This window comes from Pseudonocardia sulfidoxydans NBRC 16205, assembly GCF_007989085.1.
GTDB classification, from domain to species: Bacteria; Actinomycetota; Actinomycetes; order Mycobacteriales; family Pseudonocardiaceae; genus Pseudonocardia; species Pseudonocardia sulfidoxydans.
Genome location: NZ_BJVJ01000029.1, coordinates 56,349 through 69,528, shown reverse-complemented (window position 1 = coordinate 69,528; position 13,180 = coordinate 56,349). Strand labels below are relative to the sequence as shown.

The 13,180-nt window shown below is 70.3% G+C and carries 13 protein-coding genes; 4 read left to right on the top strand and 9 right to left on the bottom strand.

All coding sequences use genetic code 11. The features are described 5' to 3' along the window. Positions 1-31 precede the first annotated feature (31 nt). The 5 genes from PSU4_RS15725 to PSU4_RS15705 form a co-directional block, all read right to left on the bottom strand. Entirely contained in the window at positions 32-1,231 is a 1,200-nt protein-coding gene (locus PSU4_RS15725) for an ABC transporter ATP-binding protein (RefSeq protein WP_147108648.1), read from the bottom strand. Between the two features lie 7 nt (positions 1,232-1,238). Further along, complete coding sequence (locus tag PSU4_RS15720) at positions 1,239-2,075, bottom strand: carbohydrate ABC transporter permease (RefSeq protein WP_147108674.1); 837 nt, start codon at positions 2,073-2,075, stop codon at positions 1,239-1,241. A gap of 14 nt (positions 2,076-2,089) precedes the next feature. Next, positions 2,090-3,049, bottom strand: a complete 960-nt coding sequence (locus PSU4_RS15715) for a carbohydrate ABC transporter permease (RefSeq protein WP_373866058.1) — start codon at positions 3,047-3,049, stop codon at positions 2,090-2,092. Further along, on the bottom strand, positions 3,046-4,374 hold the full coding sequence (locus PSU4_RS15710) for an ABC transporter substrate-binding protein (RefSeq protein WP_246115141.1): 1,329 nt from the start codon (positions 4,372-4,374) through the stop codon (positions 3,046-3,048). Before PSU4_RS15710 ends, PSU4_RS15715 begins: the two co-directional genes overlap by 4 nt. A gap of 238 nt (positions 4,375-4,612) precedes the next feature. Beyond that, on the bottom strand, positions 4,613-5,152 hold the full coding sequence (locus PSU4_RS15705) for a YflT domain-containing protein (protein ID WP_147108642.1): 540 nt from the start codon (positions 5,150-5,152) through the stop codon (positions 4,613-4,615). 290 nt (positions 5,153-5,442) lie between these two features. Between PSU4_RS15705 and PSU4_RS15700 the strand changes: the two genes are divergently transcribed. Further along, on the top strand, positions 5,443-5,700 hold the full coding sequence (locus PSU4_RS15700; protein ID WP_147108639.1) for a hypothetical protein: 258 nt from the start codon (positions 5,443-5,445) through the stop codon (positions 5,698-5,700). A 579-nt stretch (positions 5,701-6,279) separates the two neighbouring features. Here the strand turns inward: PSU4_RS15700 and PSU4_RS15695 are convergent. From PSU4_RS15695 to PSU4_RS15685, 3 genes are all read right to left on the bottom strand, one after another. After that, a complete protein-coding gene (locus PSU4_RS15695; protein ID WP_147108636.1) occupies positions 6,280-7,473 on the bottom strand; it encodes an acyl-CoA dehydrogenase family protein in 1,194 nt (397 codons plus the stop codon). A gap of 43 nt (positions 7,474-7,516) precedes the next feature. Next, the gene (locus PSU4_RS15690) at positions 7,517-8,476 is read right to left on the bottom strand and encodes an HpcH/HpaI aldolase/citrate lyase family protein (RefSeq protein WP_147108633.1); all 960 of its coding nucleotides are present in this window, start codon (positions 8,474-8,476) and stop codon (positions 7,517-7,519) included. A gap of 121 nt (positions 8,477-8,597) precedes the next feature. Continuing rightward, positions 8,598-9,476, bottom strand: a complete 879-nt coding sequence (locus PSU4_RS15685) for a PhzF family phenazine biosynthesis protein (protein ID WP_147108630.1) — start codon at positions 9,474-9,476, stop codon at positions 8,598-8,600. Positions 9,477-9,524: 48 nt separating this feature from the next. Here PSU4_RS15685 and PSU4_RS15680 point away from each other — a divergent pair, with 48 nt between their 5' ends. Together PSU4_RS15680 and PSU4_RS15675 are read left to right on the top strand one after the other, a co-directional pair. Beyond that, positions 9,525-10,844, top strand: coding sequence for a magnesium transporter MgtE N-terminal domain-containing protein (locus PSU4_RS15680; RefSeq protein WP_147108627.1), 1,320 nt, complete (start codon positions 9,525-9,527; stop codon positions 10,842-10,844). Next, on the top strand, positions 10,837-11,343 hold the full coding sequence (locus PSU4_RS15675) for a DUF1003 domain-containing protein (RefSeq protein WP_147108624.1): 507 nt from the start codon (positions 10,837-10,839) through the stop codon (positions 11,341-11,343). The genes PSU4_RS15680 and PSU4_RS15675 overlap by 8 nt, the downstream gene beginning before the upstream one ends. A gap of 4 nt (positions 11,344-11,347) precedes the next feature. On the opposite strand, the gene PSU4_RS15670 is transcribed toward PSU4_RS15675, so the two are convergent. After that, positions 11,348-11,842: a MarR family winged helix-turn-helix transcriptional regulator gene (locus PSU4_RS15670; protein ID WP_147108621.1), complete on the bottom strand. Its 495-nt coding sequence runs from the start codon at positions 11,840-11,842 to the stop codon at positions 11,348-11,350. 116 nt (positions 11,843-11,958) lie between these two features. Between PSU4_RS15670 and PSU4_RS15665 the strand changes: the two genes are divergently transcribed. Then, positions 11,959-13,113, top strand: a complete 1,155-nt coding sequence (locus PSU4_RS15665) for an Mrp/NBP35 family ATP-binding protein (protein ID WP_186816978.1) — start codon at positions 11,959-11,961, stop codon at positions 13,111-13,113. Positions 13,114-13,180: the final 67 nt, after the last annotated feature.

The window sequence follows — 13,180 nt, the reverse complement described above, 5'->3', positions numbered from 1 at the left end:
CCGCTCACAGGGTCGGGGAGGGAGCCCAGCGTCAGGCGTTGGCCGTGGCCGGGTCCTTGCTGGTCAGGTTCGCGCCGGAGTGCGGGTCGAAGATCTGGATCTTGTCGGTGTCGACCCACACCTCGGAGCGCTGCCCCTCCTGCGCCGTGGAGGTCGCGGACAGCCGCGTGACCAACTGCCCCCCGCCGTCGGGGACGTCGGCGGTACCGGCATCGGCGGCGAGCTCGGCGAGGTCGTCGGAGACGGCCTGCTCACCCTCGATCTTGAAGTAGGCGAACTTGTCCGATCCCATCGACTCGAGGACGTCGACCTCCGCGGTGAACACCGAGCCCCGCGCCCGGACGTGGTCCTCGACGACGCCGGCGTCCTCGAAGTGTTCCGGCCGGATACCGACGATGATCTCGCGCGGCGCGTCGGCGCCTTCGAGGACGCGGCGGATGCGGTCGGCCATGGCGAGGTCGCCCAGCGAGGTGCGCAGCGCGCCGTTCTCCAGTGTGGCCGGCAGGAAGTTCATGGCGGGCGAGCCGATGAACCCGGCGACGAAGAGGTTGGCCGGCTCGTCGTAGAGGTGCTGCGGCGAGCCGATCTGCTGCACCACACCGCTCTTCATGACGACGATGCGGTCGCCGAGCGTCATGGCCTCGGTCTGGTCGTGGGTGACGTAGACCGTGGTGGTCTCCAGGCGCTGTTGGAGCTTGGAGACCATGGTCCGCATCTGGACACGGAGTTTGGCGTCCAGGTTGGACAGCGGCTCGTCCATGAGGAACGCCTTGGGGCTGCGGACGATGGCCCGGCCCATGGCGACGCGCTGGCGCTGACCGCCGGACATGTTGGCGGGCTTGCGGTCGAGGTGCTGGGTGAGGTCGAGGATCTCGGCGGCCTCGGTGACCTTCTTGTCGATGTCGGCCTTCGACCACTTGGCGAGCTTGAGCGGGAAGCCCATGTTCTCGCGCACGGTCATGTGGGGGTAGAGCGCGTAGGACTGGAACACCATGGCGATGTCGCGGTCCTTGGGCGCCTTCTCGTTGACGCGCTCGCCGCCGATGCGCAGCTCGCCCTCGGAGATGTCCTCCAGTCCGGCGATCATGTTGAGCGTCGTCGACTTCCCGCAGCCGGAGGGGCCGACGAGGATGATGAACTCGCCGTCGGCGATCTCGATGTTGACGTCGTCGGCACCGAGGGTGCCGTCGGGGTACCGCTTGTAGACGTGGTCCAGAACGATCTCTGCCATGGGTGTCCTACCCCTTCACTGCGCCGGAGGTCAGGCCGGCGACGATCCGGCGCTGGAAGAACAGCACGAAGATGATGATCGGGATGGTCAGCAGCACGGCGGCCGCCGCGATGGAGCCGGTGGGCTCGGCGAACTGCGAGGCGCCCGTGAACTGCGAGATCGCGACGGTGGCTGTCTGCGAGCGCGACGTCGAGGTCAGCGAGACCGCGAACAGGAAGTCGTTCCAGCAGAAGATGAACACCAGGATCGCGGTGGTGAAGACGCCGGGCGCGGCCAGCGGCACGATCACGGAGCGGAACGCCTGCAGCGGTGTGGCGCCGTCCATCTTGGCCGCCTTCTCCAGCTCCCACGGAATCTCGCGGAAGAACGCCGACAGCGTGTAGATCGCCAGCGGCAGCGCGAACGTGATGTAGGGCAGGATCAGACCGGGCCAGGTGTCGAACAGGCCGACGGCGCGCTCGATGTCGAAGAGCGGGCTGACCAGCGAGATCTGCGGGAACATCGCGATCAGCAGTGAGACCCCGACGAGCGCCTTCTTGCCCGGGAAGTCGAGCCGGGCGATCGCGTAGGCCGCCATGGTCCCGATCACGACGGCGATGACCGTCGAGATGATGGCGATGCCGATGGAGTTTCGCAGGGCGCTGGTGAAGAGGTCGATCTCGAAGATCTGCGCGTAGTTCGACCAGGTCCAGCTGCGCGGGAAGAAGTTGCCGTCGGTGATCGTGTCGGCCGTCTTGAACGACAGGCTGACGATCCACAGCACCGGGATCAGTGCGTAGAGGATCACGATCAGGTTGATGACGCTCCAGCCGACCTTCTTGTTGGCCGGAGCGGTCGCCGTCATCGTCGCCACTCAGGTCACCTCTTCCCCGCCGGCTCGGACCCCGGGGCCGAAGCCCCGAAGAGTTTGATGAAGAGCAGGGCTATCAGCGCGACCGCGATAAAGATCAACACGCTGATGGCAGAGCCGATGCCCAGGTTGAAGGCTTTGAACAGGTTGTCGTAGCCCAACATCGACACCGACCCGGTGCCGTTGGAGCCCTGGGTGAGGATGTAGATGTTGTCGAAGACCCGGAACGCGTCGAGCGTGCGGAACAGCAGCGCGACGAGGATCGCGGGCTTCATCATCGGCAGGATGATCTGGGTGAGGCGCTGCCAGGCTCCGGCGCCGTCGACCTGGGCGGCCTTGAGCAGGTCGTCGGGGACGAGGGCGAGGCCGGCCATCAGCAGCAGCGCCATGAACGGCGTCGTCTTCCAGACCTCGGCGAGGATGATGATCGCGATGGCCGACGCCTGCCCGGTGAGCGGCGCCGATCCTTCCGACAGCATCGCGGCGAGGTAGCCCTTGTCGGGCGTCCACGCGAACTGCCACGAGAACGCCGCGACGACGGTGACGATGCCGTACGGGATGAGCACGACGGTCCTGGTGAGCCCGCGGCCGACGATCGTGCGGTGCATGACCAGCGCGAGCGCGAGGCCGAGCACGAACTCGATCGCCACCGAGACCACCGTGATGATCACCGTGATCAGGAACGCCTGCCACCAGTAGCCGGAGGTGAGCACCGCGCCGTAGTTGGACAGGCCGGCGAACTCGCGGTCGGCCGGGAACCGCAGGTCGTAGCGTTGCAGCGACAACCAGATGGCGTAGATGATCGGGTACGCCGTGACGGCGACCATGATGATCGCGGCCGGGGCGCACAACCAGAGCCCGAGCCGCCGTTCGGCTCTCTTGCCCTCGGAGAGGGCCAGCTTGCCCGCACGGTGCGACGGCGGTTGCTTCGTCGTCGACGCGGCGAGCGCTCCACTGTCGAGGCTCACGGGACCAACCCCTCCGAGTTCTCCGCCTTGCGGATCTGGTCGGCGAGTCCGGCGACCGTCACCTGCGGGTTGATGTCACCGGGCGGGTTCAGAGCGTCGGACAGCACGATCGAGATGCTCTGGTAGGCCGGGGTCTTGGGGCGCACGCTGGCGTTGTCCAGGGACTGCTTGATGGCCTCCCACGCCGGGTACTTCTGCTGGAACGACGGGTCGGAGTACAGCGACTCCAGTGTCGGCGGGACACCGCCGTCGACCGCGTTGGTCAGCTGGTTGTCGCGGTTGCGCAGACACTGCACGGCCTCGAACGCGAGGTCCTTGTGCAGCGACGTGCTGCTGACGCCGAGGTTCAGGCCACCGATGGTGACGGTCGCGGGCTTGCCCGGGACGACCGACGGGTAGGGGGCCCAGGCGAACACGTCGATGACGCGCCTGCCGGTGTCCTGCGAGGTGGCCTTGCCCTGGTCGTCGATGAAGGTGCCGCCACCGCCGCCGTCCGGGGGCGGGGTGTTGATCGAGGCGTAGACGAACGGGTAGTTGACCTGGAACGCGGCCTCGCCGGCTTCCATCGCGAGGCGGCCGTCGTTCTCCTTGGCGACCGAGAGCGAGGGGTCGGCACCCTTGGCGGTGGCGACCCTCTGCATGATCGTCGTGGCCTTGATGGCGGCGTCGCCCTGGTCGATCAGGACGTCGCCCTTCTCGTTGACGACCTGGCCGCCCGCGCTGGTGAGCAGCGTGTTGAACCAGACGGTGATGCCCTCGTACTGGGCGCCCTGCACCTCGATGGCGGCGGGCAGGCCCTTGGCGGCGAGCGCCTCGGACTGGGCGATCATGTCGTCCCAGGTCGCGGGCGGGTTGGGCGAGAGGTCCTTGCGGTACCAGAGGATCTGGGTGTTCGTGTTGAGCGGCGCGGCCCAGAGCTCACCCTGGTAGGTGCCGGTGTCGAGCGGGCCGGCGAGGGTGCCGTCCTTGACCTTGGCCGCCTGGTCGGCCGGGAACTTCTCCAGCCAGCCGGCCTCGGCGAACTCGGCGGTCCAGGTGACGTCGATGCCCATGATGTCGACGGCCGTGTCGCCCGCCACGAGGCGGCGTGCGAGCTGCAGCCGCTGGTCGTCGGCGCTCTTCGGCAGCGTCTGCTGGACGATCGAGTACCTGCCACCCGCCTGCTGTGTGCAGGCCGCGGCCGCTGCCGCGTACTGCTTCGCCCCGTCCGCCGGGGTGTAGAAGTTCAGGACGGGCGGCCCTGCGGCCGCACTTCCGCAGCCGGCGATCGTCGCGGCGGCCAGGAGTGCCGCCCCACCGACGCAGAGCGACCTGAACCGTCCCATTCCGTGCCGCCTCGTCGCGAGCGGCTGCCCCATACCGGCCTCCCGTCGTGAGCCGATGGGGCCCCGCGTGACCGGCGGCGACACCTCGGCATGTTCAGCCTGTGACACCGGTCACGAGATCGCGCCGGTCGCATGAACATAAGGAGGTGCGGCGATACCCGCAATTCGAGCCCGGGAGACCGAGACCGGACCGAGACCAAACTCCGGGTGGGGACGAACGAATGCAGGAACGGATCCCTCAGGAGCCGTGGGCCGGACGGGGGCCGTCGCCCGACATGGCCAGCTTCGCGAGCATCTCGCGGGCCTTCTCGGCGTTGCGCGGCTGGCAGAGCACGTCGTAGCGGCCGGCCACCATCTGGCTCGCGGACGTGAAGTCCCGACGACCGCGGGAGGCCCCGTAGCCGACGGCCGCGAGCACGATGCCGAACACCATGCCGCCGAGCAGGCCGATGAGGACCGCGACGAACGGCGGCAGCGTCGTCGTGCCGAAGACCACGAGCAGCAGCCCGAAGAACAGGCCGAACCAGGCGCCGGACGCGCCACCGGAAGCCAGCACGCGGCCCCAGGTCAGGCGGCCGATGACGCGTTCGACGAGCATCAGGTCGACGCCGACGATCGTCACGTCGCGCACCGGGAAGTCGCTGTCGGCCAGGTGGTCGACGGCGCGCTGGGCCTCGGCGTAGGTGGCGTAGGAGCCGACGGGCCAGCCGGTCGGAGGAGTGGGCAGGTTGGGCAGGCCGGGCGCAGTGCGCCCCGCGCCGCCGAACGGTGCGGTCACCGAATCCTCCCTCGTGAGAGCTGTTGCGGTCCCGGGAAAATCAGGACACGTGGTGCGGACGTCTCATCATGCCAACGAGCGTGACGGTGGCGCAGTGCCCCGGGCGGCGGTGTCCTGCGCCGCAGTGCGCAGGCTGGCGCGGCGTCGCCATTCGATCACACTGTGCAACGAACTGCAGAGCGTGACGCGCCCTGCGACCTGCACGATTAGACCGTTCGGCTGCGCACGATCACGTTTCGGTCACGTACCGTCTGATGTTCGCTCGTCGGGGGAACATCGGGGTGGGTGCGATGACGGCGTTGGTGGGTGCTGCGCTCCTGGGCCAGGCAGCGGCGGACGGATCCGACGGATGGCTGACGATCGTCGTCCTGCTGCTCCTCGCGGGCGGCGGCTACGGGCTCTCGGTGATCCTGCACCCGTTCAAGCACTGCCCGACGTGCAAAAGCAGCCCGCGCAGCTACGGCGCGATCTACACGAAGTCGTTCCGGCTGTGCTCCCGCTGCGGCGGCAGCGGCCGGATCCGGCGGTTCGGGGCAGGAGAGGGCTGAGTGCCCACCGCACCGGTCCCGGCACAGCCGGCGGGCGGGCGGTCCCGCCGCACGGCAGTTCGGCATCGTGTGTGACCGCACCGCGTGGTTGCGCTGCGCCCGCTGATTTCGTGGTCGCTACGCGGGTTTCGCGATCGTCGCGCTGCCCACAGCCCACAGCCCGCGCCCAGAACCCACGCGCCGATCGAAATTTCGATGCGCTGCACCCCGCCGCATGGGCTCCAGGCAGTGCTTGAGTTCCGGCGGCGCGCGGGTTCCGCGGGCGGCGCCTCACCTACAGCCCACGCGCCGGCCGTACGAACCGCGCGACGATCTCGACGGCCGAGCGCACCCGGCCGGGCAGGCTCCCCTGCCGCGCGGGAGCCGCTGGGTGCGTTCGGCGTCAGCAGCTGACCGGCGACGTCGCGCACGTCCTACGTCGCCGCGTCGACCGGCCGCCACGCACCGGCGGAACCCGCGCGGCGGTCCGACCTCGACGCGCCGCACACCTTGCGTAGGTGCCGCACACGCTGCACGGGGTGCGGCGGACCTGCAGGGTGTGCGACGCCGGGCCGGGCGACTCCGCCCCGGCGCCGGAGGTCAGCGCGACCTGTACTCGCGCAGCAGGCCGCGCGAGATGATCGTCTTCTGGATCTCCGAGGTGCCCTCCCCGATCAGCAGGAACGGCGCCTCGCGCATCAGCCGCTCGATCTCGTACTCCTTGGAGTAGCCGTAGCCGCCGTGGATGCGGAACGACTCCTGGGTGACCTCGGCGCAGTACTCCGACGCGATCAGCTTGGCCATGCCGGCCTCGACGTCGTTGCGCGTGCCCGCGTCCTTGAGCCGCGCCGCGTTGACCATCATGTGGTGCGCGGCCTCGACCTTGGTGCCCATCTCGGCCAGCTTGAACGCGATGGCCTGGTGCTCGGCGATCGGCTTGCCGAACGTGCTGCGCTGCTGGGCGTACTCGACCGCGAGCTCGAAGGCCCGGATCGAGATGCCGCACGCCCGCGCCGCGACGTTGACGCGGCCGACCTCGACCCCGTCCATCATCTGCGAGAAGCCCTTGCCCGTCTCCCCGCCGAGGATCGCCGACGCCGGGATGCGGTAGCCGTCGAACACCGCCTCCGTGGTGTCGACGCCCTTGTACCCCATCTTGTCGATCTTCCCCGGGATGGTGAGCCCGGGCGCGACCTCGCCGTAGCCGGTCGGCTTCTCGACGAGGAACGCCGTCAGGTTCTGGTGCGCCTTCGGCTTGCCCTCGTCCGTCCTGACCAGCAGGGCGATCAGGTTCGACGTGCCGCCGTTGGTCAGCCACATCTTCGCGCCGTCGATGACGTAGTCGTCGCCGTCGCGCACGGCCTTCGTCTTGATCGCGGCGACGTCGGAGCCGAGGTCGGGCTCCGACATCGAGAACGCTCCGCGCACCTCACCGGCGGCCATCTGCGGCAGCAGCCGCTGCTTCTGCTCGTCGGTGCCGTGCTGGGTGAGCATGTAGGCGACGATGAAGTGGGTGTTGATGACGCCGGAGACGCTCATCCATCCGCGCGCGATCTGCTCCACCACCAGCGCGTAGGTCAGCAGCGACTCGCCCAGGCCACCGAACTCCTCGGGGATGGTGAGCCCGAACAGGCCCATCTCCTTCATCCCGTCGACGATGTCCTGCGGGTAGGTGTCCGCGTGCTCCAGCGCGGTGGCGTGCGGGATGATCTCCTTGTCGACGAACGTCCGGACCGTGGACAGGATCTCCTGCTGGACTTCGGTCAGACCGGCCGTCTGGGCAAGCCGTGCCATGCGGTGCTCCTGGGGTTGCGAAGGTGGGGGCGGACGAGGGGGCTCACGCCTCCGGCGGGGTCCACCGGTCGGTGCGCTCCATGCCGGCGGCCCGGCCCTTGCCCGAGATCACCAGCGCCATCTTGCGGCTGGCCTCGTCGATCATCTCGTCGCCGATCATCGCCGCGCCCCGCTTGCCACCGGCCTCGGAGGTGTACCAGTCGTAGGCGTCGAGGATGTTCTCGGCGTGGTCGTAGTCGCTCTGCAACGGGCTGAAGGTCTCGTTGGCGGCGTCGATCTGGCCGGGGTGCAGGACCCACTTGCCGTCGAAGCCCAGCGCGGCGCTGCGGCCGGCGACGCGGCGGAACCCGTCGACGTCCTTGATCTGCAGGTACGGGCCGTCGATGGCGAGCTTCTCGTGGGCGCGCGCCGCCATCAGGATGCTCATCAGGATGTGGTGGTAGGCGTCGCCCACGTCGTAGCCGGGCGGCTGCTCGCCCACGACCAGGGACTTCATGTTGATCGACGCCATGAAGTCGGCCGGGCCGAAGATGATCGTCTCCACGCGGGGCGACGCGGCGGCGATGGCGTTGACGTTGGTCAGGCCCAGCGCGTTCTCGATCTGCGCCTCGATGCCGATCTTCCCGACCTCGTAGCCCATGGACTTCTCGATCTGGGTGAGCAGCAGGTCGAGTGCGACGACCTGCTCGGCCGTCTGCACCTTGGGCAGCATGATCGCGTCGAGGTTGGCGCCCGCGCCTTCGACGACCTCCGTCACGTCCCGGTAGGTCCACTCGGTGGTCCAGTCGTTGACGCGCACGACGCGGATGCGCTCGCCCCAGCCTCCCTCGTTGAGGGCGGCGACGATCGTCTTGCGGGCGCCGGGCTTGGCCAGGGGCGCGCACGCGTCCTCGAGGTCGAGGAACACCTGGTCGGCGGGCAGCGTCCGAGCCTTGTCGATGAACTTCTGGCTCGAGCCCGGCACCGCCAGACAGGAACGGCGGGCACGGTTGCGGGTGCTCACTGACGGACTCCTCGTTGGGTCGACGCGGACAGCTGGGTCGATGCTGGCACGCAACCGCCGAGAACACCCTTCATAGGTGATTGGTTTCTCACCCACCACAGGTGAAAGCCCTGTTCGCGGCTCACGGCAGCGCCGAGAGCACCCCTGAGGAGACGGCCGCGACGCCGCCCCCGACCGTCGTCGACACCGCCTTGCCGTCCGTCGCCTCGACCGTCACGTGCAGCCGTGACGGACGCCCGATCTCCGCGCCCTGGTCGATCGTGAACGCCGAGCCGCCGTCGCCGGGGAGCATCCCGCGGTCGACGAGGAACACCGCCAGCGCGACGGCCGCCGACCCCGTCGCCGGGTCCTCCACCACACCCGCACCGGGCGCGAACATCCGCAGGTGCACGTGCCGCACCGGAACCTCGCCCACCGACACCACGACCAGCCCCGTCATGCCGGCCGTCAGGGCCGTGACCTCGGCGTGGTCGCACACCGCGCGGGCGACCGCGTCGGCACGCACCGGGAGCACGACGTAGGGCACCCCCGCCGTCGCCGACCCGGCCCGCACCCGCTCGTCGAGATCGGCCTCGGTGAGCCCGACCGCCGCGGCCAGCTCGTCGGCCGCGGCCGACGGACCCGGCGCCGGGTGCCCGCCCGACACCGTCGCCCCCGCCGCCTCGACGCGGACCGGAAGCAGCCCCGCGCCGCACTCCTGCACGACGTCGCCCGCCCCGATCACCCCGTCACGCGCCAGCACCCACGCCGTCCCCACGCTCGGGTGGCCCGCGAACGGCAGCTCGACGGCCGGGGTGAAGATGCGGACCCGGTAGTCGGCGCCCGGCTTCGTCGGCGGCAGCGTGAACGTCGTCTCCGACAACCCGAACTCGGCCGCGATCGCCTGCATCTGTGCACCGGTCAGCCCGGCCTCGGCGGCGCCGTGCACGACGGCCAACGGGTTGCCCGCGTAGGGCCGGTCGGTGAACACGTCGACGACGTCGAAGCGCAGCTCGGGCATGCCGCGACCCTAGGCTGTGCGTCGACGCCGTCGCTCTAGGCTTCCCCCATGGCGGCGACCCAGGTGTTCGTGGCCCGCATGGCGGGACTCGCCGTGTTCGGACCCGACGGAGAGCGCATCGGCAAGGTGCGCGACGTCGTCGTGTCGCTGCGGGTCGACCCCAGCCCGCCCCGGGTCCTCGGCCTCGTCGTCGAGCTCGCCACCCACCGGCGGATCTTCGTACCGATGCTGCGCGTCACCGGCGTCGACCCCGCCGCGATCACCCTCGCCACCGGTTCGGTCAGCCTCCGCGGCTTCCACCAGCGCCCCAACGAGGCGCTCGTCCTCGGCCAGATGCTCGACGCGACGGTCGTGCTGACCGAGTCCGGCCAGGAGGTCGTCGTCGTCGACGCCGCGATCGAGCCGACCCGCTCCCGCGACTGGGTCGTCGGCAGGCTCGCCGTCCGCGCCCGCCGAAACCGGTTGTCCCGCCGCGGATCCGTGCGGGTCGTGCCGTGGAACGCCGCCGAGGGCCTTACCCTCACCGACCGCCAGGGCACCGAGGGCCTGCTCGCCGTCTTCGAGGCCATGCGCCCCGCCGACGTCGCCGCCGCCCTCACCGAGCTGCCGACCAAACGTCAGTACGAGGTCGTCGACGCCCTCGACGACGAACGCCTCGCCGACGTCTTCGAGGAGATGTCCGAGTCCGACCAGCGCGACCTGTTCGCCCACCTCGACTCCGAACGCGCCGCCGACGTCCTCGAGGCGATGTCCCCCGACGACGCCGCCGACCTCCTCGGCGAGCTGTCCCCCGACGAGTCGGATCGGTTGCTGTCGCTGATGGAGCCCGAGGAGTCCGAGCCGGTCCGCCGGCTGCTCAGCTACTCCAGCAACACCGCCGGCGGTCTCATGACGCCCGAGCCGATCATCCTGCGGCCCGACGCCACCGTCGCCGAGGCGCTCGCCCACATCCGCAACCCCGACATCCCGCCCGCGCTCGCGAGCCTCGTGTTCGTCTGCAGGCCGCCCTCGGCCACACCGACCGGCCGCTACCTCGGCTGCGTGCACGCCCAACGGCTGCTGCGCGAGGCACCGTTCGAGCTCGTCGCCGGCATCGTCGACAGCGAGCTCGCCCGGCTCACCCCCGAGGCCACCCTCCCGGAGATCACCCGCTACTTCGCGGCATACAACCTCGTCGCCGGGCCCGTCGTCGACAGCGAGGACCATCTGCTCGGCGCCGTCACCGTCGACGACCTGCTCGACCACATCCTCCCCGCCGGCTGGCGCGACGACATGACCGAACCCGGCGACGGCTACGTCGGCAACGGGTCCCGCATCGGCGACGTCGAGCAGATCGGGACCGGGGACACGGGGGCCGACCGTGCCTGAGCTGCACAGCAACCGCCGCCTCGACCAGCCGCGCTCCGGACGCCGCCGCCTGGAGGTCGACCCCGAGGGCTTCGCCCGGATCTCCGAACGCATCGCCCGGTTCCTCGGGACCGGTCAGTTCCTCGCCATCCAGACGATCATCGTCATCGCCTGGATCGCGCTGAACATGATCAGCTGGCGGCTGCAGTGGGACCCGTACCCGTTCATCCTGCTCAACCTGGCCTTCTCCACCCAGGCCGCCTACGCCGCGCCCCTGATCCTGCTCGCGCAGAACCGGCAGGACGACCGCGACCGCGTCTCGCTCGAGGAGGACCGCACCCGCGCCGAACGCACCAAGGCCGACACCGAGTACCTCGCCCGGGAGCTCGCCGCGCTGCGCATCGCGATCGGCGAGGTCGCCACCCGCGACTATCTGCGCAGCGAGCTCGACAAGCTCGCCGAGCGGATCGGCGCCGACCCCCCTGCCCGGGGCCGGACCTACCCGCACACGTTCGAGTAGCGCGTCAGCCCGACAGCTTCTCGCCGATCGTCTCCAGCTGCGTCATCTCCGCCGTGTCCAACCGGTCGACGAAGTGCCGCAACACCCCCGCGAGATGCGTCCGCGACGCCACCCGCAACCGGCTCACCCCCGCCTCGGTCAGCAACGCCGCCACCCCGCGCCCGTCGCCGGCCACCGGGGACCGGCTCACCAGCCCCGCCCGCTCCAGCCGGTCGACCAGCCGCGTCACCCCCGACCGCGACAACAACACCGCGTCGGCCAGCTCCGTCATCCGCAGCCGTCTCCCCGGGGCCTCGGCCAGCTGCACCAGCACGTCGTAGGCGGCCAACGACAAGCGCTGTTCCGCGACCAGTTCCGTCTCCAGGACCCGGGTGATCGTGGCGTGCGCCTTGAGGAACGCCCGCCAGGAAGCGAGCTGTTCGTCGGTCGGCACGGCCCGCCGTCCCCCCGGATCGCCGTCGCGGGCAGTGCCCGGGGCGGCGTCGGCGATGTCCGTCACGTCATCAGATGCTACGGATGCGCCGGTCCCGGTGGGGACACACGTACGATGGTGGTTTCTCGCCGCGGGTCCTGCCACACCCCCGGCCGCCCTCAGGAAGGTGCAACGGAGACCTGATGTCCGTCATGGGGAACACCGGATCGCAGACCCTCGAACAGTCGGTCCGGGCCGCGCTCGCGAAAGTCGACGACCCGGAGATCCGCAAACCGATCACCGAGCTCGGCATGGTCAAGAGCGTCGCGGTCTCCGACGACGGCGTCGCCGACGTCGCCGTCTACCTGACCGTCGCCGGCTGCCCGATGCGCGACACGATCACCACCCGCGTCACCGAGGCCGTCTCCGCGGTGCCCGGCATCCGCGCCGTCCAGGTCGAGCTCGACGTCATGTCCGACGAGCAGCGCACCGAGCTGCGCCGCAGCCTGCGCGGCGACTCGGAGGAACCCGTCATCCCCTTCGCCCAGCCCGGCTCCCTCACCCGCGTCTACTGCGTCGCGTCGGGCAAGGGCGGCGTCGGCAAGTCGTCGGTCACCGTCAACCTCGCCGCCGCCCTGGCCGCCCGCGGGCTCTCCGTCGGCGTCGTCGACGCCGACATCTACGGCCACTCGGTGCCCCGGATGCTCGGCACCGAGGCCCGGCCCACCAAGGTCGACAACATGATCATGCCGCCGCAGGCCCACGGCGTGAAGGTCATCTCCATCGGCATGTTCGTCGACGGCAACACCCCCGTCGTCTGGCGCGGCCCCATGCTCCACCGGGCCCTGCAGCAGTTCCTCGCCGACGTCTTCTGGGGCGACCTCGACATCCTGCTGCTCGACCTGCCCCCCGGCACCGGCGACATCGCCATCTCCACCGCACAGCTCGTCCCCAACGCCGAGCTGCTCGTCGTCACCACCCCGCAGCAGGCGGCCGCCGAGGTCGCCGAACGCGCAGGCTCCATCGCCATGCAGACCCGTCAGCGCCTCGCCGGCGTCGTCGAGAACATGTCGTGGATGGAGCTGCCCGACGGCACCCGCATGGAGGTCTTCGGCTCCGGCGGCGGCACCACCGTCGCCGACTCCCTCAGCCGGACCCTCGGCGCGCCCGTCCCGCTGCTCGGCCAGATCCCGCTGGAGCCCAAGCTCCGCGAGTGCGGCGACACCGGCACCCCCATCGTGCTGGCCGACCCCGAGTCGCCCGCCGGGACCGCGCTGCGCGGCGTCGCCGACAAGCTGGCCACCCGCGCCCGCGGGCTCGCCGGGATGAGCCTGGGCATCTCACCGGCGGGGCGCTGAGCCCCTTTCTCCGAACGAACGGCACAGTCACGCAATTCAGCTGCGCGACTGTGCCGTTCGTTCGCGT